Source organism: Sulfuricella denitrificans skB26 (assembly GCF_000297055.2).
Classification (GTDB): Bacteria; Pseudomonadota; Gammaproteobacteria; order Burkholderiales; family Sulfuricellaceae; genus Sulfuricella; species Sulfuricella denitrificans.
This window is the reverse complement of record NC_022357.1, coordinates 1,858,133-1,879,302: the sequence shown is the minus strand read 5'-3', so window position 1 is coordinate 1,879,302 and position 21,170 is coordinate 1,858,133. Positions and strand designations below refer to the sequence as shown.

The 21,170-nt window shown below is 57.9% G+C and carries 20 protein-coding genes and 1 pseudogene; 11 read left to right on the top strand and 10 right to left on the bottom strand.

What is annotated here, in order from left to right; translation table 11 throughout:
• Positions 1-121: 121 nt before the first annotated feature.
• The 5 genes and pseudogenes from SCD_RS09185 to SCD_RS09165 form a co-directional block, all read right to left on the bottom strand.
• Positions 122-565 carry a c-type cytochrome gene (locus tag SCD_RS09185; protein ID WP_009204860.1) on the bottom strand — a complete coding sequence of 148 codons (444 nt, stop codon included), beginning with the start codon at positions 563-565 and terminating at the stop codon, positions 122-124.
• Between the two features lies 1 nt (position 566).
• Positions 567-3,700, bottom strand: a pseudogene (locus SCD_RS09180) (efflux RND transporter permease subunit).
• Between the two features lies 1 nt (position 3,701).
• The gene (locus SCD_RS09175) at positions 3,702-5,033 is read right to left on the bottom strand and encodes an efflux RND transporter periplasmic adaptor subunit (protein ID WP_009204857.1); all 1,332 of its coding nucleotides are present in this window, start codon (positions 5,031-5,033) and stop codon (positions 3,702-3,704) included.
• Positions 5,030-6,325, bottom strand: coding sequence for a TolC family protein (locus SCD_RS09170; RefSeq protein WP_009204856.1), 1,296 nt, complete (start codon positions 6,323-6,325; stop codon positions 5,030-5,032). The genes SCD_RS09175 and SCD_RS09170 overlap by 4 nt, the downstream gene beginning before the upstream one ends.
• 69 nt (positions 6,326-6,394) lie before the next feature.
• A complete protein-coding gene (locus SCD_RS09165; protein ID WP_009204855.1) occupies positions 6,395-6,697 on the bottom strand; it encodes a copper-binding protein in 303 nt (100 codons plus the stop codon).
• Positions 6,698-6,840: 143 nt separating this feature from the next.
• On the opposite strand from SCD_RS09165, the gene SCD_RS09160 reads away from it, so the two are divergent.
• The 6 genes from SCD_RS09160 to SCD_RS09135 all read left to right on the top strand — a co-directional run bounded on the left by SCD_RS09160 (position 6,841) and on the right by SCD_RS09135 (position 13,163).
• Positions 6,841-7,179, top strand: coding sequence for a hypothetical protein (locus SCD_RS09160; protein ID WP_009204854.1), 339 nt, complete (start codon positions 6,841-6,843; stop codon positions 7,177-7,179).
• Positions 7,180-7,299: 120 nt separating this feature from the next.
• Positions 7,300-8,769 (top strand): EAL and HDOD domain-containing protein, encoded by a 1,470-nt coding sequence (locus SCD_RS09155; protein ID WP_009204853.1) that lies wholly within the window; start codon positions 7,300-7,302, stop codon positions 8,767-8,769.
• Between the two features lie 67 nt (positions 8,770-8,836).
• On the top strand, positions 8,837-9,997 hold the full coding sequence (gene sucC / locus SCD_RS09150; protein ID WP_009204852.1) for an ADP-forming succinate--CoA ligase subunit beta: 1,161 nt from the start codon (positions 8,837-8,839) through the stop codon (positions 9,995-9,997).
• A gap of 78 nt (positions 9,998-10,075) precedes the next feature.
• Positions 10,076-10,954, top strand: a complete 879-nt coding sequence (sucD, locus tag SCD_RS09145) for a succinate--CoA ligase subunit alpha (RefSeq protein ID WP_009204851.1) — start codon at positions 10,076-10,078, stop codon at positions 10,952-10,954.
• Positions 10,951-12,558, top strand: a complete 1,608-nt coding sequence (locus SCD_RS09140; protein WP_009204850.1) for an NAD+ synthase — start codon at positions 10,951-10,953, stop codon at positions 12,556-12,558. The genes sucD and SCD_RS09140 overlap by 4 nt, the downstream gene beginning before the upstream one ends.
• Positions 12,559-12,824: 266 nt before the next feature.
• Entirely contained in the window at positions 12,825-13,163 is a 339-nt protein-coding gene (locus tag SCD_RS09135) for a P-II family nitrogen regulator (RefSeq protein WP_009204849.1), read from the top strand.
• Between the two features lies 1 nt (position 13,164).
• Here the strand turns inward: SCD_RS09135 and SCD_RS09130 are convergent, their stop codons facing one another.
• Positions 13,165-13,992, bottom strand: coding sequence for an outer membrane protein assembly factor BamD (locus SCD_RS09130; RefSeq protein ID WP_009204848.1), 828 nt, complete (start codon positions 13,990-13,992; stop codon positions 13,165-13,167).
• Here SCD_RS09130 and rluD point away from each other — a divergent pair.
• The 5 genes from rluD to SCD_RS09105 all read left to right on the top strand — a co-directional run bounded on the left by rluD (position 13,991) and on the right by SCD_RS09105 (position 18,698).
• The gene (rluD, locus tag SCD_RS09125; protein ID WP_009204847.1) at positions 13,991-14,980 is read left to right on the top strand and encodes a 23S rRNA pseudouridine(1911/1915/1917) synthase RluD; all 990 of its coding nucleotides are present in this window, start codon (positions 13,991-13,993) and stop codon (positions 14,978-14,980) included. The two genes, SCD_RS09130 and rluD, sit on opposite strands and share 2 nt — an antisense overlap.
• Positions 14,973-15,785 (top strand): peptidoglycan editing factor PgeF, encoded by an 813-nt coding sequence (gene pgeF / locus SCD_RS09120; protein WP_009204846.1) that lies wholly within the window; start codon positions 14,973-14,975, stop codon positions 15,783-15,785. The genes rluD and pgeF overlap by 8 nt, the downstream gene beginning before the upstream one ends.
• A gap of 56 nt (positions 15,786-15,841) precedes the next feature.
• Positions 15,842-16,621: a ZIP family metal transporter gene (locus tag SCD_RS09115; RefSeq protein WP_009204845.1), complete on the top strand. Its 780-nt coding sequence runs from the start codon at positions 15,842-15,844 to the stop codon at positions 16,619-16,621.
• Between the two features lie 273 nt (positions 16,622-16,894).
• Positions 16,895-18,211, top strand: a complete 1,317-nt coding sequence (gene rimO / locus SCD_RS09110; protein ID WP_009204843.1) for a 30S ribosomal protein S12 methylthiotransferase RimO — start codon at positions 16,895-16,897, stop codon at positions 18,209-18,211.
• Positions 18,212-18,233: 22 nt separating this feature from the next.
• Positions 18,234-18,698: a hypothetical protein gene (locus SCD_RS09105; protein WP_009204842.1), complete on the top strand. Its 465-nt coding sequence runs from the start codon at positions 18,234-18,236 to the stop codon at positions 18,696-18,698.
• A gap of 5 nt (positions 18,699-18,703) precedes the next feature.
• Here SCD_RS09105 and SCD_RS09100 read toward each other — a convergent pair whose 3' ends face one another.
• From SCD_RS09100 to SCD_RS09085, 4 genes are all read right to left on the bottom strand, one after another.
• A complete protein-coding gene (locus SCD_RS09100; RefSeq protein ID WP_009204841.1) occupies positions 18,704-18,997 on the bottom strand; it encodes a hypothetical protein in 294 nt (97 codons plus the stop codon).
• A complete protein-coding gene (locus SCD_RS09095; protein ID WP_009204840.1) occupies positions 18,994-19,623 on the bottom strand; it encodes a hypothetical protein in 630 nt (209 codons plus the stop codon). Before SCD_RS09095 ends, SCD_RS09100 begins: the two co-directional genes overlap by 4 nt.
• A 52-nt stretch (positions 19,624-19,675) precedes the next feature.
• Positions 19,676-19,891, bottom strand: a complete 216-nt coding sequence (locus SCD_RS09090) for a heavy-metal-associated domain-containing protein (protein WP_009204839.1) — start codon at positions 19,889-19,891, stop codon at positions 19,676-19,678.
• A 144-nt stretch (positions 19,892-20,035) separates the two neighbouring features.
• Positions 20,036-21,169, bottom strand: coding sequence for an ATP-binding protein (locus SCD_RS09085; protein ID WP_009204838.1), 1,134 nt, complete (start codon positions 21,167-21,169; stop codon positions 20,036-20,038).
• Position 21,170: the final 1 nt, after the last annotated feature.

Genomic DNA, 21,170 nt, shown 5'->3' with positions numbered 1-21,170 from the left:
AAGCTAATTTTACAAAATTATAGAGCAAATTGCCCGGTTTTTGATTTCCAGGGCAGACAAACTGGGTCCGATGCCGCCGAGTTGCTCCAGATTGCTACACACGAACCCGGAAACAGTGTTTTCAGTTTTGCTTCTGTTCTACCCGGGTAAGCCATTGCAAGTGTATGGCATCCGACCAGAGTGAGGTGACATAAGTCACGACAGCGTCTATTTCCTGCTCGGAGAGCTTGCCCGACCATGCTGGCATATTCCCCTGCCCGACGGGACTTCCCTGGATGACCATCTGCTTGAGCCAGGCTCGCGGGTGATGCCAGGCATGGCCACTATCATCTAAGGGCGGGGGCGGAAATTTGCCGTCTGTGCCGCGGATGCGCCAGTCTGGCTTGGCCTCGCCATTGTTGCCGTGGCATTGTGCGCAGTTGGCTAGATAGACACGTTCACCGCGCGTCAGCACGTTCTTGTCGTACTGGCGCAGGCCCTTGCCCTGAACTTCCGGCTGTTTGGCATCATCGCCGCATCCAGCCAGTAGTGCGACACTCAGAGTGAGGATCAGTTTCTTGTTCATGTTAACTCCGTTTGAAAAGTGCCCATTCCTTGATCAGCGCATACAGTGCCGGAATGACGACCAGGGTGAGGATTGTTGATGAAATCATGCCGCCCACCATCGGTGCGGCAATGCGGCTCATCACCTCGGAGCCGGTGCCGTTGCTCCACATGATCGGCAGGAGGCCGGCCATGATCGCTACCACTGTCATCATCTTCGGCCGTACCCGTTCCACCGCGCCTTCCATTACGGCGGCGTAGAGGTCGGCCGGAGCCAGAGATTTACCCTCTGCCTCGCGCCTGGCTTTGATTTCGTTCAGCGCGTGGTCGAGGTAGATCAGCATCACTACTCCGGTTTCGGCGGCGACACCAGCCAGCGCGATGAATCCCACTGCCACGGCAACCGAGAGATTGTAGTCCAGCACCCACATCAGCCATACGCCGCCGACCAGAGCGAAGGGTACCGACAGCATCACGATCAGGGTTTCGGTGAGGCGGCGGAAATTGAGGTAGAGCAACATGAAGATGATCGCCAGCGTGACCGGGATGACGACCTTCATCTTCTCGGTGGCGCGCTCCATGTACTCGAACTGGCCGCTCCAGGTGGCGTAGTAGCCGGGCGGGAATTTCACCTGTTCGCGCACAGCTTTCTGGGCGTCGCGCACGTAGCCGCCGATGTCGCGGTCGCGGATGTCGACGTAGATGTAGGCGGAGAGCAGGGCATTCTCGGTGCGGATCGCCGGTGCGCCCTTGGTGATCTCTACCTTTGCCAGTTGCCCCAGCGGCACCATCGCGGGTGGGCCTCCCATTTCGCCGCCGATCGGCACCAGAATCTGCGTTGCGATGCTCTGCGGGTCGCTGCGCAAGTCGCGCGGATAACGCACATTGACGCCGAAGCGCTCGCGACCTTCCACCGTGGTGGTGACCATTTCTCCGCCAAGGGCGGTGGAGATCACGTCCTGCACTTCGCCTACGGTCAGGCCGTAACGGGCCAGCTGATCACGGCGTGGCGTGATGTCGAGTAAAAACCGCCGGTGATGCGCTCCGCATAGGCTGAAGTCGTGCCCGGCACCTGTTTGACCACGGCTTCGATCTCGCGGGCCAGCTTTTCCATACCCGTCAGGTCCTTGCCGAATACCTTGATGCCGATAGGGGTGCGGATGCCGGTGGAGAGCATGTCGATGCGCGCCTTGATCGGCATGGTCCAGGAATTGGCAATTCCCGGAATCTGCAGCGCCTTGTCCATCTCGGCGGTCAGCTTGTCTACCGTCATTCCGGGGCGCCATTCAGCTTCCGGCTTGAGATTGATGATGGTCTCGAACATCTCCATCGGCGCCGGGTCGGTGGCGGTATTGGCGCGGCCCGCCTTGCCGTAGACCGAGGCTACTTCGGGAAAGGTCTTGATGATTTTGTTCTGGGTTTGCAGCAGTTCCGCCGCCTTGGTGACCGACATGCCGGGCAGTCCGGTGGGCATGTAGAACAGCGTGCCTTCGTTGAGAGTAGGCATGAACTCGCTGCCCAGCCTTGAGGCCGGATAAAGGCTTGCTGCCAGCGCCGCCAGCGCCAGAACGATGGTCAGTTTCTTCCATTGCATCACCCAGGCGATCACCGGGCGGTAAATCCAGATCAGAAAGCGGTTCACCGGATTTTTTGCCTCGGGAATAACATGGCCGCGAATGAACAGCATCATCAGCACCGGCACCAGAGTTACGGAGAGGAGTGCTGCGCCGGCCATGGAGAAGGTTTTGGTAAAGGCCAGCGGCGAGAACAGGCGGCCTTCCTGGGCTTCCAGCGTGAACACCGGCAGGAACGATACGGTGATAATCAGCAGCGAGAAGAATAGCGCCGGGCCGACTTCCTTGCAGGCGTCTATCATGGCCTGGGCACGCGATTCGCCGGGCTTGAGCCGTTCGATGTGCTTGTGGGCGTTTTCGATCATGACGATGGCCGCGTCCACCATCGCACCAATAGCGATGGCGATGCCGCCCAGGCTCATGATGTTGGAATTCATGCCGAGCAGGCGCATGGCGATGAAGGCGATCAGCACCCCTACCGGCAGCATGATGATGGCGACCAAAGCGCTGCGCACATGCAGCAGGAATACGATGCAGACCAGAGCGACGATGGCGCTTTCTTCCAGCAGCGTACTCTTGAGATTGGAGATGGCGCGGTGAATCAGGTCGGAGCGGTCGTACACCGTTTCGATGGTGACCCCTTCAGGCAGTCCGCTGGCGACTTCCTTGATCTTTTCCTTGACGTTGGCGATCACTTCCAGGGCATTCTGGCCGTAGCGGGCCATGGCGATGCCTGATACCACTTCTCCCTCGCCATTGAGTTCGGTCAGGCCACGGCGTTCGTCCGGGCCGAGTTCCACCCGGGCGATATCGGTCAGTCTGACCGGCACGCCTTTTTCGCTCTTGACGACCAGTTGTTCAAGGTCAGCCTTGCTCCGCAGGTAGCCTTGTCCACGCACCATGTACTCGGTTTCGGCCATTTCCACCACGCGCCCACCGACATCGCGGTTGGAGTCGCGGATGACCTGGGTGACACGGTTGAGCGGCACGCCATAGGCCTGCAGCTTGCGCGGGTCAACTACTACCTGATACTGCTGGACGAAGCCGCCGATGCTGGCGACTTCCGCCACGCCCGGCGCCTTGGCGAGCTGGTAACGCAGGTACCAGTCCTGAATGGTGCGCAGTTCGGCCAGGGTCTTGTTCTTGGCTAGTACCGCGTACTGGTAGACCCAGCCCACGCCTGTGGCGTCCGGTCCGAGCTGCGGCGAGACGCCTTGCGGCAGGCTGCCGGCAAGCGAGGTGAGGTATTCCAGGACGCGCGATCGTGCCCAGTAGATATCGGTGCCATCCTCGAAGATCACATACACAAAGGAAGCGCCGAAGAACGAGAAGCCGCGTACTACCCGGGACTTTGGCACCGCCAGCATGGCGGTGGTGAGCGGGTAAGTGACCTGGTCTTCAACGACTTGCGGAGCCTGGCCAGGGTACTCGGTATACAAAATCACCTGTACGTCGGACAGGTCAGGCAGGGCGTCGAGCGGGGTTTTGATTACCGCATAGACACCGGCGCCGACGAGGAACAGGGTGGCCATCAGCACCAGAAATACATTGCGCGCTGACCACTCGATGAGGCGATTTAGCATGTCAGTGCCCCTTGTGTTCGCTGGATGGCGCAGGCGGTGTTCCAGGTTTTTCCTGGCCGCTGGTCATGTTGCTGAACGCCGCTTTGAGATTGCTTTCCGAGTCGATCAGGAAGTTGGCGCTGGTGACCACTTTCTCGCCTTCGCCCAGACCTTCCAGGATTTCGACGTAGTCGTTGCCCTGCACGCCGAGCTTGACTTCGCGCGGTTCGAAGCGACCTTCGGCCAGTTCCACCAATACGGTCTGGTGGGTGCCGCTACGCAGTACTGCCGAGCTAGGTACGGTCAGCACCTTGCCTTTGCCCTGCACGGCCAGGTCGATGTCGGCAAACATTGCCGGCTTGAGCATACCGCCGGGATTGGCGAGTTCCAGCCGAACCGGAATGGTGCGGGTCTGGGCATTCAGTGTCGGGTAGACGAAGACCACCTTGGCCGTGAACTCCTGGCCGGGATAGGCGTTGACCCTGACATTCGCGGTCTGGCCCAGCTTGATCAGGCCCAGGTCCTGTTCGAATACGTCAGCGATGATCCACACCGATGACAGATCGGCGATCTGGTAAAGCACTTCGCCAGGCATAAAGCGCATACCCTGAACGGCTTTCTTTTCCATCACGATTCCGTTGGCGGGCGAGCGGAATGTGATGGTGTGCCGGGTCTCGCTGCCTTTGCGCAGGGCTTGCAGTTGTTCGGCAGAGATATCCCAGTTTTTCATGCGCGCCAGACTGGATTCGGCGAGCTGCTTCATCCCGGCCTGAGCCTCCGAGCTGCCTTGCTGCAGTGACTTCTGGCCCTGAATGGCGATGGCGTATTCATTCTGCGCCGAGACCAGTTCCGGGCTGTATACCTCAAGCAGGGCTTGACCTTTGCTCACCGGTTGCCCGGTGGTGTTGACATGCAGTCTCTCGATCCAGCCTTCGAATTTTGGGGCGATGGTATAGGTCAGTCGTTCATTGGCTTCGACCCGGCCTACGGCATGGACGCTACGCGTCAGGTCGCGCAGACTGGCAGCCTCGCTGCGTACGCCCAGTTTCTGGATTTTCTCCGGGCTGATCTTGACCTGGCCGGCCGATTCCGGACTGCCGTCCTCGTCGCCTTCATATACCGGGATGTAGTCCATTCCCATCTCGTCTTTTTTCGGCACTGGCGAAGTGTCGGGCAGACCCATCGGATTACGGTAGAACAGGAGCTTGGGTACTTTCTTGGCTGGTGCGCTGCCCGCAATTTGCGTTGCTGGTGTAGTGCCGGATCCCAACATGTTCCTGTTGCCCAGCCAGTAGCCGGCGCCCAGTGCGGCGGCGATAACCACGCTCATTGCAATGGCTGTGGACTTATTCATAGGTCTTCTCCCAACAATCGTTCTATTTCGGCCAGCCCGATCTGCATTTCGCCCTGTGCCTTGAGGATGTCCAATTTTGCCTTGCGGATCTGGCGCTGGGCATCGAGCAGGGCGGCAAAATCCACCTTGCCGGTTTCATATCCTGCCATGGCAGCTTTGTAGCTCAGCTCGGCCTGGGGCAGGAAACTGGTGCTGTTCAGATGCTCGGTATAGCGGGCCGTGTCCAGCGTGGCGATGTTCTCGGACAGATCGGCGAGCAGCTGATTCTTGACGGATTCCCTGCGCGACTCGGCTGCCGCCAGCATGGCCTGAGCCTCGCGTTCCTGCGAACGGCGACTTTCCTGCTGGAGAGGGATGTTGAGCTCGATCATCAGCTCCCATTCGCTGACCTTGCTGCCGGTCTGGACTGGCGACAGACCCAGGTTGAAATCAGGGTAGCGGTTACGCAAAACCAGATCGCGGTTTTTGCCGGCTGCGGCAACCCGCGCTTCTTCGACAAATAGCTGCGGATTCCGGCTGCGCAGACGTTCTTCCAGTGCGCCATGATCGAGTTTGGCGGCTGAAGGAATCGGGCGCAAGTATTCGGGATCGGCCAGAGACGCCATGGTTGAGCGATTCAGTAAAGTGTTGAGCTTGATCATAGCGTGGTGCCGCTCGTTGCCGATTGCCACCAGTTCGCTGCGCATGCCGGTGCGCTCGATCTGGATGCGGATTACATCCTGCTGCGGTGTAAGGCCGTTGGCATAACGTGTCTGGGTGATTTTTTCCAGACTGCCGACCAGATCGAGTATTTCCCTGGTCAGGGCCTCGGCGTGGATCTGCACATAATACTGGGCGTAGGCCACTTTGATACGTGCCGCCAGGTCGGACCAGCTGGCTGATGCGTTACCTCTGGCCTGATTGGCCTGAGCTTCGGCCACATCCTGTTTCAGGTCGCGTTTTCCCCAGAAAGGCACCGGCTGGATCAGGGTGTATTTGGTGCTGCCAATCCGTCCAGGCAGCAGGTTGGGGCTGGCATCCATGCCCTGGTTGGTGATGTCGCGCAGCTCGGTGCGCAGGGTAGGATCGGGCAGGGCGCCGGCGGGGTAAACCCGCTCCGCTGCTGCTTCCGCTTCGTAGCGCATGGCGGCGAACTCGGGATTCTGGCTGCGTGCCAGTTCGAGCAGGTTTTCGACGTTGGCGCCGGGTAGTGATGCAGTGGGTTCGGCCAGTGCCGATGCGCTAGCCAGTGCCAAAACGAGCGCGAACGTATGCAGCTTTCCAGGCATGATTGGATAGCGATGAGGTTTCATTTGCCTCTGTCCTTAGAAAAGAAAATCGATATCGGTAACGGGAAGCCTTGCGGCCTCCCGTCAGCCAGCTTATTTTGCTGGTTCGATGTGTGAAATCACGTAACCGGTTTTCGCATCCTTGGTGAGGCCGAAAGTGACTGCCTGGCCTGCTTTGATGCCTGACAGAGCCTTTTTGTCAGCCACCTTGAAGTCCATCGTCATGGCAGGCCATTTGATAGCGGGAATGGCTTCGTGAGAGATGTTCAGAGTGGACGTTTCAGCGTCGATTTTGTTGACTGTGCCTTTGCCGTTCGCGGCATCGCCAGCCTGGACGGTGGAAACCGCCGTCAGCATAGTGGCGGCTGCGAAGAGGGTGATTAATGTTTTTTTCATGATTTTCTCCTAAAATTAAAGTCGTGCATGCGGAGAGCTATGGGATAAGCCCATAGACCTGCATCCAAGTCAAAATTTGGTAGAACTCAGGAAAAAAAAGCGTGAGGGGGTCGCTGAGGTTGTTCGGGAAAGACTAGCGGGAAGTGCGTGTCAAAAGCGAATTTGAAGGAGAAGCGGGCGTTATCGGGCAAGCCGGTCAGCGTAGGAAGCAGGGCGGGCGCACCAGCCAGGTGGCAATAGCCGCAATCGTCGCACTGCGTTTGGTGTGTGGCGGGGGCGTCATGGTCGCAATCATGGCCAGCATGATGATCTTGCATCCCGGCCTGCATTGCTGGCGGCGGAGTGTGATCGTGTCGGCAGAACGACATCCCGGCCGCGGCAAAACTCTGCAGTGGAAGCCACAGCAGCAGAAAGCCGAGTATGAAATTGCGCAGGCAGTGCCTCATAATTTTTTGGATATTGATTTTCTTGTGCGTTTATAGATGAAGCATAGATCAAAAGACACACTGTCCGCAATAAAAGTTCCCGTACGTAGCGTTTATGACATTTATATGCAGGTGGTTGCGTGCTAGAATCGACCAAGCTTTCATGGAGTGCGTCAAGTGCTAGGGAAATATCTGAAATTCATCAGGGGCGGTAAATCCGGCGGTGACAAGCCCAAAGCTGTACCCCCTGTTTCCAGTCCCGCTGTGACATCTTCCTCTTCCCTGGGCGAATCTATCCCCTTGCTCGATTCCATTCCGTCCGGAGCGGATGAAGAGGCGATCGATACCGGCCATATTGCGGCTGATAACGTGGTAGCCAGCATTCCTAAAATCGAAACGCACGGCCAGCGTACTAACAGGGAAAAACTACGGCTAAAAATCATCGGCCGCCAGCCGGTTCTGGATCGTTCTCAGCAGATTATCGGCTACGAATTACTGTTGCGCAGTAAGGTACTGCCCACGGTCAAAGAGCCAGATGCAGCGGTGCGGCGGATGCAGGACGAAGCCCTGATCCACTGCCTGGCGGACCTCGATGTTGACCGTTTGCTCGAAGACAAGCTGGCGTTTGTCGGCATTTCTCCTGTCATGCTGGATAGCCCTATGCTGCAGAAATTGCCCTGCAAGGGTGTGGTGTTGCTGGTATGCCCGGACCAGGACACATTGGAGGACAACCTGCTGCGCTGCCGCGAACTAAGGAGCATGGGCTACCAGATTGCACTCGATGATTTTGAGGCGAAACGGGGTCTGGGGCAATTTCTCACATTGGCGAGCTTCATCAGGGTGGACGTTGCCCGCTTCAACGCCATTGAGCTCGGCAAGCTGGCGGATCGCTTCCTGGATAAGTCTTCGCCGCAACTGCTGGCGAAAAACGTGGAGACCGATGACGATTTCGATGCTTGTTACAAGATGAATTTCCATTGCTTCGAGGGCAATTACTTCACCCGTTTGCGCCCCTCCATGCCGCCCCGTGTCGATAGCGACCGCATCAGGGTTCTGGAACTGCTCAACAAGGTAAAGAGCCAGGCAGAAATCTCTCAGTTGGAGGAAGGGTTCAAGCACGATGCGATGCTTTCCTACAAGCTGCTGCGTTACATCAACGCGCCGGTCAACGGATTTCAGCAGCAAATTCGCTCCATCGCTCATGCGTTGGTGATTCTTGGCTACAAACAACTGTATCGCTGGCTGACGTTGCTGCTGTTCACCAGCGGCAAGGCAGATCCGCGCAGCAAGGCACTGCTGCAGAATGCGCTGGTGCGTGCGCGCATGACGGAACTGCTGGGCCAAAGCAAGCTGTCGCCGACCGAGCGCGAAGGATTGTTTATCGTCGGGATATTTTCCTTGCTCGACGTATTGCTGAACGTGCCGATGGCGCAGGCGCTGGAGCAGTTGCAACTTCCCGACCCGGTTATGGCGGCGCTGGCACGTCGCGAAGGAGTCTACGCACCTTTCCTGGCGCTTGCTGTAGCGTGCGAGGAGGCCGATCAGGAAGGGATTATTGAGCATGCCGCCGCTTGCGGGCTGGATGCCAATGAGGTCAATACCGCCCAGCTCAAGGCGCTGGTCTGGGCCGAGGAAATTAACCTTTAGCTTCCGAACCTCCAAGTCCGCAGCGGACTTGCTATAATTGCCCCTCTTCCCCAAGTAGAGAACTCGTATGAACTTGCATGAATATCAAGCCAAACAGGTCTTGCGTGAGTACGGTGTTGCCACGCCGCGTGGCGTCGCGATCGAGAGCGCATCCCAGGCTGAAGGCGCTATTGCCGAACTAGGTGGCGATGCCTGGGTGGTGAAGGCGCAGATCCACGCCGGTGGACGTGGCAAGGCCGGCGGGGTGAAGCTGGTGAAGTCGCGCGGGGCATTGCTGGAAGCGGTCAATGCGCTGCTCGGTAAACAGCTGGTGACTTACCAGAACGCCCCCGAAGGGCAGATGGTGTCGCGCCTGCTGATCGAGGAAACACTGCCGATCGCCCGCGAGCTTTATCTTAGTTTGACCGTAGACCGCGAATCCGAGCGCATCGTGCTGGTTGCCTCCGGTAGCGGAGGTATGGAGATCGAGGAGATCGCCCAGACTTCGCCGGAAAAGATTCTGCGCGAGACCTGCGATACGCTGTGGGGATTGCAGGATTTTCAGTGCCGCGCTCTGGCTTTCGGTCTGGGGCTGGAAGGGTCGCAGATCGGCGAGTTCGGCAAATTGACCAAAGGTTTGTACAAGTTGTTCAAGGACAACGACTTGGCTATGGTCGAGATCAACCCGCTGATCGTGACCGCGACGGGCAGTCTTGTCGCACTCGACTGCAAAATCGGTGTTGATGACAACGCCCTGTATCGGCGCAAGAAGCTGGCAGAGATGAGTGATTCCACCCAGATCGACTCGAAGGAGGTGGCGGCCAAGGAGTTCGACCTCAACTACATCGCCCTCGCCGGCAACATCGGCTGCATGGTCAACGGCGCCGGACTGGCGATGGCGACCATGGATCTGATCAAACTGCACGGTGGTCAGCCCGCTAATTTCCTCGACGTCGGCGGCGGTGCCACTGCGGACACGGTAGCCAAGGCGTTCAAGATCATCCTTTCCGATGCCAACGTCAAAGCCATTCTTGTCAACATCTTCGGCGGCATCATGCGTTGCGACATCATCGCCGAGGGCATCATTACCGCGGTTAAGGAAGTGGGCGTGAAAGTGCCGGTGATCGTGCGTCTGGAAGGCACTAACGTTGAGCTGGGGCAGAAAATGCTGGCCGAGAGCGGCGTCGGCGTGATTTCCGCCAGTGATCTGACCGATGCGGCAAAGCGCGCGGTGGCGGCGGTTAAGTGATTTTTTGAACCGCAGAGACGCGGAGTGAACTCTCTGCGCCTCCGCGCCTCTGCGGTAAAGATTTTTAAGGAATTCCTCATGAGTATTCTCATCAATAAAAATACCAAGGTCCTGTGCCAGGGCTTCACAGGCAAGCAGGGCTCATTCCATTCCGAGCAGGCGATTGCCTATGGGACTCAGATGGTGGGTGGGGTGACACCGGGCAAAGGTGGGATGACCCATCTCAATCTCCCGGTGTTCAACACCGTGCGCGACGCGGTGCGCGAGACGGGTGCGACGGCCTCGGTGATTTACGTGCCACCAGGTTTCGCGGCGGATTCGATCATGGAGGCGGCGGACGCGGGCATCAAAGTGATTGTCTGTATCACCGAGGGTATCCCGGTGCTCGACATGCTCAATGTCAAGGCTGCGCTCAAGACCAGCGACGCTGTCCTGATCGGCCCCAACTGTCCCGGCATCATCACCCCGGAAGAGTGCAAGATCGGCATCATGCCGGGCTTTATCCACAAGAAGGGCAAGGTTGGCGTGGTATCGCGCTCCGGTACGCTCACCTACGAAGCGGTCTACCAGACCACCAAGCTCGGGCTGGGGCAGTCCACCTGCGTCGGTATCGGCGGCGACCCGATCAAGGGGCTGGATTTCATCGACTGCCTGAAGATGTTCCAGGAAGATCCGGAAACCGAAGCGATCATCATGGTCGGCGAGATCGGCGGCAATCGCGAGGAAGCGGCAGCAGAATTCATCAAGGCCCATGTTACCAAGCCGGTGGCAGCCTACATCGCTGGCCAGACTGCGCCAAAAGGCAAGCGCATGGGCCATGCCGGTGCGATCATCGCTGGTGGCAAGGGTTTGGCATCGGACAAGATCGCCGCCCTGGAAGCGGCCGGCGTGGTGGTGGCCAAATCGCCTGCCGGGCTGGGCGAAGCGGTAGTCGAGGCAATCAACAAAAAATCATGAAGATCGCTATCGCCCAAATCAACTGCACGGTCGGCGACCTGGCCGGCAACGTCGCGAAAATACTCGATTATGCTAATCGAGCCAAGGCGGCTGGCGTGCAGGTGATGGTGACTCCTGAGTTGTCCCTGACCGGCTATCCACCGGAAGACCTGCTGTTGCGCGATGGTTTCTATGCAGCTTGCGACCAGGCTCTGTTCGGATTGGCACGGGATACGCAAGGGATCACCCTGGTGATCGGTCATCCACAGCAGGTGGATGGGCAGCGCTACAACGCCGCCTCGGTGCTGCGTGACGGCAAGGTTGTCAGCTCTTATCACAAGCAGATATTGCCCAATCATTCCGTTTTTGATGAAGTGCGCTATTTCTCTCCCGGCACCGAACCGTGTGTGTTCGAAGCTGATGGCATCAAATTAGGCATCAACATCTGCGCCGATATCTGGGAAGAAGGTGCCGCTACCTGTGCGCTCAACGCGAATGCTGATTTGTTGCTGGTGCTGAACGCCTCTCCCTATCATATGGACAAGCAGGTTTCGCGCTACCATGCGGTTCGTGAGCGGATCGGCGAATGCGGGTTGCCAGTTTTCTATGTCAACCTGGTTGGCGGCCAGGACGAACTGGTATTCGATGGCGCCTCTTTCGTTATGGACGGCGCGGGTGTGCTGGTTCACCAGCTCCCGGCATTCGAGGAGGCGTTGCGCATCGTAGAGCTTGAGAATGATCGGCCACTGCTGGGAGAGGTCGTTCCGCAGCCGCCGGTCGAGGCATCCGTGTACAAGGCATTGTGTCTGGGCGTTCGGGATTATGTAATGAAAAATGGTTTTCCCGGTGTCGTGTTGGGACTGTCCGGGGGAATCGACTCTGCGCTGACGCTGGCGATAGCGGTGGATGCGGTGGGTGCTGAACGGGTGCAGGCGGTGATGATGCCGTCTGAATTCACTGCCGACATCAGCCTGCAGGACGCACAGATTATGGCGGAAAGGCTGCAGATACGTTACAGCGAGTTGCCGATCAAGCTGGCATTCGATTCTTTTCTCCGCACGTTGGCTGAAGAATTCAACGACTTGCCGTTCGACACCACCGAAGAGAATATCCAGGCTCGTATCCGGGGAACATTGCTGATGGCACTGTCCAACAAATACGGATCGATTGTCCTGACCACCGGTAACAAGAGCGAAATGGCGGTGGGCTACGCCACGCTGTACGGCGACATGGCCGGCGGATTCGCGGTGCTGAAGGATGTGCCGAAAACCCTGGTGTATCGCCTGGCGCGCTACCGCAACAGTCTCGGCGAGGTGATCCCGGAACGGGTCATCACCCGTGCGCCGTCCGCCGAACTGCGCCATAACCAGACCGACCAGGATGCCCTGCCGCCGTATGAGATTCTGGATGCCATCATGGAAGCCTATGTCGAGCACGACCTGTGTCCGCATGACATAATCGCGCATGGTTACGCTGAAAAGGACGTGCGCCGCGTAGTAAAACTGATCGACAGCAACGAGTTCAAGCGCCGCCAGGCGCCTGTCGGAGTCAGGGTCACGCCACGCGGATTTGGCAAGGATCGGCGCTATCCGATTACATCGAAGTATCGTCCCTGGCTGGAATAGGGGTCATCCTAGAAACCTTAGTTGGACGGGGTGGAGTGTGCGGTTTTTGTGGTGCAGGGCAAGGCGCAATGACGCGGGAATGGTTGTTCCATTCCAAGAAGTTGCAACGCCGCCATGCGTCACAAAAACCGTGCAATCCACCCAGTAGCGGACGTGCCAACCGGGTGAAACGGTAAATCATGAAGAGGTTTATTGGAGTTACGGCGTTAAATATCTAGTAAAGCGGTCAACTGAGGTTTCTAGGATCATACAAGCGGGAGTGGCAAATGAAAAAGATTGAAGCGATTATCAAACCGTTCAAACTCGATGAAGTGCGTGAAGCGCTACATGAAATTGGCGTAACCGGCCTGACCGTGACCGAGGTGAAGGGCTTCGGTCGGCAGAAGGGGCATACCGAACTCTACCGTGGCGCCGAATACGTGGTCGACTTTCTGCCCAAGGTCAAGATCGAATTAGTGATTACGGCCAGCCAGGTAGAGGCCGCCATCGATGCCATTGTCAAGGTGGCACGCACCGGCAAGATCGGCGACGGCAAGATCTTCGTCACCAGCGTGGAGCAAGTGGTGCGTATCCGCACCGGCGAAACCGACGAAGCGGCGATCTAAACTACCAGATTTTCCACCACGGCGTTTCCGCCTTTTTCACCAGGGCGAAGTAGCGGCTATTTGGGAAGTTCTTTTGCATGATGCGCAGGGTGTCGTCGCGCAGGTCATTCATACCGAGCGCATCGTAGGCTTTTATCATGATAGTCAGCGCCTCCTCGGTGGCGGGTGCCTGCGGATACTGCTGCATCGTGGTCTGAGCGCGGTTGACGGCGGCAATATAAGCGCCGCGCCGGTAATAATAGCGAGCCACGTGAACTTCATGCGAAGCGAGGGCGTTGACCAGATATTTCATGCGGGCAATCGCGTCCGGTGTGTATTTACTGCCGGGGAAGCGGGTCGCTAGCTCCTTGAATGATTCAAAGGCTTCACGTGATGCTTTCGGGTCGCGTTCGCTCATGTCCTGCCTGGCGAGGGGCGCAAGGGTTTCCGAGGATTCGGCAATCTTCTCCGTCAGGGCGCCGAGGAAGCCCAGGTCGTCGTTGAAGTTCACCAGCCCTTTCAGGTAATAGATGTAATCCACATTGGGGTGGTTGGGGTGGAGTTTGATGAAGCGATCACAGGCGGCGAGAGCGGAAGCCGGTTCGTTCGCCTTAAAGTAGGCGTAGGCGATTTCGATTTGGGCTTGCTGCGCATAACGGCCGTAAGGATAGCGTGCCTCCAGTTTTTCGAAGTACTGAATGGCTTTTTCATAGCCTCCGTCGGCCATTTGATCCTTGGCTTCGACGTAGAGTTTCTGGGCTGACCAGCCCTTGGTTTCATCCTGGACTTCCGGCAGCAGGCCGCAGCCAGTTATCAACAATGCAAGAATTAACGCTAAACTAAGCCTCATGACAATATCCGATGCCCAGCAGGGCGAAAGTGGTAATCCGCCCGATTATAACCCAAATCCGGCACCCATCAACTTGACGATTCCGCCGGAAATGACCGGCTTGCGCCTCGATCAGGCCTTACAGCAGTTGTTGCCGGATTATTCCCGCAGCCGCCTGCAAACCTGGATCAAGGATAAACGCGTCACGCTCGATGGTGAGTGTGTGGCGTCCAAGCAGACGGTATGGGCCGGTAGCAAGGTCAGGGTGGAGCCAGAATTGCATCCATCAGAAACACCGTTCTCGGCGGAAGATATCGCCCTCGAGATAATGTATGAAGACGATGCGCTGCTGGTGGTCAACAAACCCGCCGGGCTGGTGGTTCACCCCGGTAGCGGCAATTGGCAGGGTACCCTGCTGAATGCCTTGCTGTACCATGCGCCGCAACTTGCGTGCATCCCCCGCGCCGGCATCGTTCATCGTCTCGACAAGGACACCAGCGGCCTGCTGGTTGTAGCCAAAACCCTGACTTCACAGACCGATCTGGTGCGGCAGCTTCAGGCTCGCAGCGTGAAGCGCGATTACCTGGCGGTGGTGCAGGGTCTGGTGTCTGGTGACGGCAAGGTGGATGCGCCGCTAGGCAGGCATCCCAGTCAGCGCGTCAAAATGGCGATCGTCCACAATGGCAAAGCTGCGGTGACGCATTACACCGTGCTGGAGCACTTCGATCGCCACACCCTGATTCGTTGCAGCCTGGAAACCGGTCGCACGCACCAGATCCGGGTGCACATGCAGTCCATCGGTCATCCTTTGGTGGGCGACCCGGTTTATGGCGGCAGACCGCTGAACTTGCCGCCGCTCTTGTCCGATGTGGTCAAGCATCTGGGGAGACAGGCCTTGCATGCGGAAAGGCTCGGACTGATCCACCCGGTCAGCGGCGAGGCGATGGAATGGCAGGTGGAACTGCCACAGGATATGGCTGATTTGTTGAAAGTCCTGCGGAATGAATGAGATCGGGATTGCCCCTGACTGGCCGGCACCGGCAAATGTGCGCACCTTGCAAACCACCCGTGATGGCGGGGTAAGCGCGGGCCCCTATGCATCCCTCAACCTGGGTGACCATGTCGGCGATGACCAGGTTGCCGTGGTGAGGAACCGGGCATTACTGCGTGCAACTCTCCCCGCCGACCCGGTCTGGTTGAAACAGGTGCATGGCAATTTCGTGGCGGATGCAGACCGTACGGCTGGCGTACCTGATGCCGACGCTTCTGTCGCCAGGAAGGCCGGTGCAATCTGCGCGGTGATGACGGCGGATTGCCTGCCGCTGCTGTTGTGCGATGAAGCCGGCACGGTAGTGGCCGCCGCCCATGCTGGATGGCGCGGACTGGCGGGCGGTGTGGTGGAAGCGACGGTGAAAGCGATGAACGCCGCGCCGGAGCGACTGCTGGTCTGGTTAGGCCCGGCTATCGGGCCGCAGGCTTTTGAAGTGGGCGATGAGGTCAGGCAGGCATTCATGGCGCATGACACGGCAGCCGCAAAGGCTTTCGTGCCGCGCTTGCCCCTCACCCCTCACTCCTCATACGACCTTTCATGCGCTTCAGCGCATAGAAAGTCGGAGTACCCTTGTGGTGCACCCCTCACCCCCCAGAAATGGCTGGCGGATATCTATCTCCTGGCGCGCCAGCGCCTTGCCCTCCTAGGCGTGAAACAGGTGTACGGTGGCGGTCTGTGCACCTATACCGATGCCGAACGCTTCTACTCCTACCGCCGCGATCAGGCTACCGGGCGAATGGCGTCGTTAATCTGGCTTGCTTGATGTTATCCCGTATAATGTCGGCCTCTAGTCCTTTTCAGGTTTAACGCCAGGCGCTCATGTCCACTCTGACCGGAATCATCCTTGCCAGCTTGTTCGGCGGCACGCTCAGTATTGCCGTGGCGGCATTGTTCGCCATGTCGGCGCGCGCCGAGTGGGTGCCGATGCTGGTCAGCTATGCCATTGGTGCCTTGCTCGGGGCGGCATTCCTGGAGATTTTGCCGCACGCTTTCGAGTTGACCAAAAGTATCGAAAATACTGCGGCCACCATCCTGTTTGGCATCCTGATGTTCTTTGTGCTGGAGAAGTTGGTGCTGTGGCGGCATTGCCATGTCGATCATTGCGAAGCTCATGTTCCGGCCCACGATCACGGTCACGATCATGGCCGCAGCGGTCTGATGATCATGGTCGGCGACACCTTTCACAATTTCGTCGACGGCATTATTATCGCTGCCGCGTTCCTGGCCGATTTCCAGATTGGCGTGGTGACCGCGCTAGCCATTATCGCTCATGAAATTCCGCAGGAGGTGGGCGATTTCCTTATCCTGCTGCATTCTGGCTACAGCAAGAAGCAGGCGTTCCTGCTCAATCTGCTATCCAGTCTGGCGACGGTTGTGGGCGGCGTGCTCGCGTATTTCATGTTGCAATCGATGCATGAGTGGATCCCATTCTTCCTTGCCATTGCCGCGGCGAGCATGATTTATGTGGCGGTGGCGGATTTGATTCCGGGCCTGCATAAGCGCCCGGAGTTGCTCGTTACTCTGCAACAGGCGCTATTGATCGGGTTGGGTATCGGATCGATCTGGCTGACCAAGGCGCTCCTGGGCGGCCATGCGTGAACGCCTGAGCCGTCGCAACGTGATGTAGAACACGATGCCCAACGGCAGCAAGCCTAAAAAAATGAAAGTTAGCGCGCCGGAAACAAAACTTTTTGCCGTAACGGCCATCATGAGTATGACGTAGGCCCAGCCGATTGCGATGATGTATAGGTACATGGGCGGTAGTATAAAAGAAAACTTGATTTTACCGCAGAGGACGCTGAGGAAACCAAACCCAGGCATATTGGGTATTGCCTTTTCTCTGCGGTTAACGCTTTTAACGGATATTTTCTAATGGCTTCAATTCCAAAAGTCGGCTTCGTTTCCCTCGGTTGCCCCAAGGCGCTGGTGGATTCGGAGCAGATCCTCACCCGTTTGCGTGCCGAGGGTTATGCTATTTCGCCCAGCTATGAGGGGGCCGACCTGGTGGTGGTCAACACCTGTGGCTTCATCGATGCTGCTGTTGCCGAGTCGCTCGATGCCATCGGCGAGGCACTCAAGGAGAACGGCAAGGTGATCGTTACCGGCTGTCTCGGCGCCAAGTCCGACGTGGTGCTGGCGGCGCATCCCCAGGTGTTGGCGGTGACCGGCCCGCACGCTGCAGCCGAGGTGATGGCGGCCGTGCACCAGCACCTGCCGCAGCCGCACGACCCATTCGAAAGCCTGATCCCGCCCCAAGGCATCAAGCTCACGCCGAAGCATTACGCCTACCTGAAGATTTCCGAGGGCTGCAACCACCGCTGCACTTTCTGCATCATCCCGTCGCTGCGCGGTGATTTGGTCAGTCGGCCGGTGGGGGAAGTGATGCAGGAAGCGGAAAACTTGGTCAAGGCCGGCGTCAAGGAACTGCTGGTGATCTCGCAGGACACCAGCGCCTACGGCGTCGACGTCAAATACCGCAGCGGTTTCTGGGGCGGTCGCCCGCTCCGCACCCGGATGACCGAACTGACAAGCGCTCTAGGCGAACTGGGCGTGTGGGTGCGGCTGCATTACGTCTACCCTTATCCGCATGTTGACGAGGTCATTCCGCTGATGGCCGAGGGCAAGATCCTGCCCTACCTGGATGTGCCTCTCCAGCACGCCAGCCCGCGCATTCTCAAGGCGATGAAGCGCCCTGGAAATATCGAGGGCACGCTGGCCCGGATTCATGGCTGGCGCGACGTGTGCCCGGAGATCACGATACGCAGCACCTTCATCGCCGGTTTTCCTGGCGAGACCGAGTCCGATTTCGAACTGCTACTGGACTTTCTGCGCGAGGCGCAGCTTGACCGCGTTGGCTGCTTTGCCTACTCGCCGGTGGAAGGGGCAACAGCCAACGCGCTGCCCGGTGCAGTGCCGGAAGAGGTGAAACAGGAGCGTGTGGCACGTCTGATGGAACTGCAGGAAGAAATCAGCGCAGCCAAACTGGGGCGCAAAATCGGCCAGACCTTCACCGTGCTGGTGGACGAAGTGGACGAGGAGGGCGCGGTCGCCCGCAGTGCCGCGGATGCGCCGGAAATCGACGGTTTGGTCTATATCGAGGAGGCGGGCAACCTGAAACTTGGTGATTTCGTCGATGTGGAAATCACTGACGCCGATGCCCACGATTTGTGGGGGCGGCGCGTCAGTTGAGTCGCGTCATGCGCCTTTGAATATGGTCAGGAACCTCCTGTTTCTTATGCTGGCAGTGCTGGGATCGATGCCGGTCCCATTGCTCGCGGCGCCCACGACCTTCGAGCCGGTGATCGGCAGCGCTTTGCTGTGCAACGATCAGATCGACCCCGCTTACTTCGAGGATTACCTGATCCGTTTCTTCAAGAAGCCATACAAGACCGAAGGCGAGGCCTACTGGTTCAAGCCGGACCCGTCTCAGCGACTTTATGGTCTTGAACTGATGGACATTTACGTCAGTACGGAGAGCAGTCGTTACGCCTTTCTGGGCGTGATATTCAAGGAAAACCTCGATACGGCCAGGAAGAAGATACTGGAGATAAAGGGGGTCAGCTATCTGCCGTTTTCGGGCGACACGGTGCTACGGTCGGCGCAGGGCAGTTTCCTGATCGAGTACGATAAGACCAAAACCAAGCTGTACTGCGTGAAACATCGAGTAACCCAGTAACCCCCTTATTCCTTTGGCTTGACACTCTTCAGGCTGGACCGGGTAATCGGCACGACCTTGGCTTTCTTCGTGTCGTCGCTGTAGTGGGGTCTTTCCTCGGCGATACCGGCTTCCTTTGCCAACTCCATTTCCCTCGCCGAGATCAGCGCGAAGCAGGCCTTGATGTCTTCAATGGTCTGCTGTGACAGGGCATGGTGCATGCCAGGCTGTGGGGTGGTGTCCTTGACGACACTCCCCAGCACTTTACGCATTACGCGCAGGATGCGCTGTTCCATTGAGGTTTCATCGTTGCTTGTCATTGCTGTTCATCCTTTTTTTCGTTGCTGGAGGCGCCCTTCAGGAATTCATCGAATTCGCCCATGGAGATTTCCTCCACATGCAAATCGTTCACGGCCAAATGCGGCGGAATGTGAAAAAGACTGTCCTGTTCCAGAGGTTCACCCACGGTTTTTGCCTGTTCCATTAAAGCGGCCTGCTCCTGTTCTGTAGCCGGGTTCTGGGTCCGATCCTGCGGATAATGCGGCTGTTCGTCGAATTCGTAATCGGCCTGTTCCGGACCTGGAACTTCGCTGTAGTCAGTTTTGAAGCGCCAGAATACCGCAGGCACCTCGATCGATAAAGTTTCTCGAATAAACTTCCTGATTTGAATTTCGATAATATTGGAAAAGCGAAGTTTCTTTTGCGGCGCGACCTGAATCAATACCACCGGTTGCGCGTCATAAGCAATAGTGTAAACCTTGAAATTCTCTATGCCTCTAACCTCAAGGAAATTGTATGCGGCCTGGTTAATAGCCTTGAGCTTGTCCCGACTGATGGTGGCGGCTTCTTTTTCCTTATTGAGGAACGGAAAAAAAGCTCCGATTGCCAGCACGGGAGAAAAACCATGGGCAAGGTCGAAAACAGGAGCAAAGTCGAATGGGTTCATTTCAGGATATTAAATCGCACGGCACTCATGATGAAGAATACAGCGCAAACTTTCAACCATTACCGACAACTTCATAGCCGGCATCCTGGATCGCGGATTTGAACTGATCTGGACCGGCTTTGGCGGGATCGAAAGAAATGGTGACCTGGCCGCTTTCCAGGACAATGTCTACGACTGCGACACCGGGAATCGGCTCAAGCACGTTTTTGACGCTCTTGACGCAGCCCATGCAGGTCATGCCTTTGACTGTCAGGATGATGTTTTCCATGGGTGAACTCCTGTTAAAAATAAAACTCGCGCAGCGAGAAGAGAGGGTGATGATCCTGAACCCCGGCCAATTCCTTCTATTGTAAGGCGGATGTTCGATGCTGCCCACTACCGGAAGTTGCCCGAGAAATGCAGTATGCGTTTGTCAGGAGTCGCGGGGCAGGGTGAGCGCGGCGCTGAGTCCGCCGCCCTCACGACGTTCCAGGCGAAATTTGCCGCTATGCAGACGGGCGGTGCGCTCGACGATCGCCAGGCCGAGGCCGGAGCCGCCGATGCCACCGCGTGCAGTATCGAGCCGGACAAAGGGACGCTTGGCCGTTTCCAGGCTGTCTGCAGCGATGCCCGGACCACGGTCGAGTACGCTGAAGCGTACGGCGGGTCGGCCCTGCCAGGGTACAGTTTCCAGTTTGAGAACGATTTCGCCTCCACCATATTTGACCGCATTGTCGAGCAGATTGACCAGCGCCCGTTTGAGCAGCAGCGGGCGCACTTGGGTTGGGGGCAACTCGTCCAGTTCCAGTTGCACGCCATGGCTGGCATAGGGTGCGGCAGCTGATCCAGCCAGTTCGGCGAGATCGCACTCGGCAGCGGCTTCCTGCTCGCCAAGCCGGGCATAGTCGAGGAACTGCCCGACCACGGCGTCCATTTGCTCGACATCGGCAATGACGCCTTCGCGCGATGCGGTTTCGTTGATGAACTCCGCCGCCAGACGCAGTCGGGTCAACGGAGTGCGCAGGTCGTGGGAGATGCCGGCCAGCACCAGAGAACGCACCTGTTCGATGGCAGCGAGGTCGGACGACATCTGGTTGAAGGCGCGCGCGACAGCCGCTGTTTCCTCGGCACCTGCTTCGACGACTGGTGCTGAGTTTTCGCCACGGCCGATGAGGCGTGCCGCATTGGCCAGATCACGCAACGGCTTGCCGACCTGGCGGGCGATCAGTGCGCCGCCGGCCAGCGCCAGCAGCAGTACCAGAGCGATCCAGCCCAGCCAATGCCAGGCCTGGGCCTGTTCGAGGCGTTCGCGCGGCATGATCACCCAGAATTCCTCGTTGCCGATAAAGAAGCTCACCCAGAATTCGTCGAAGCCGTCGCGAGCGGTTGCAAAGCGGGTGTTCTTGCCCAGTTGTCGGCGCACTTCCGCCGTTATCAGTCGTGTGAAAGAGTCATCGGCAAGGGCATCCAGTTTGTTGTTCTGGTCGGCGGGAAAAACTCGAATACCTTCAGACTCAGCCATTTCTGCCAGCAGCGCGGAGCGCAGTGTGGTGTCGGCCGACAGCACG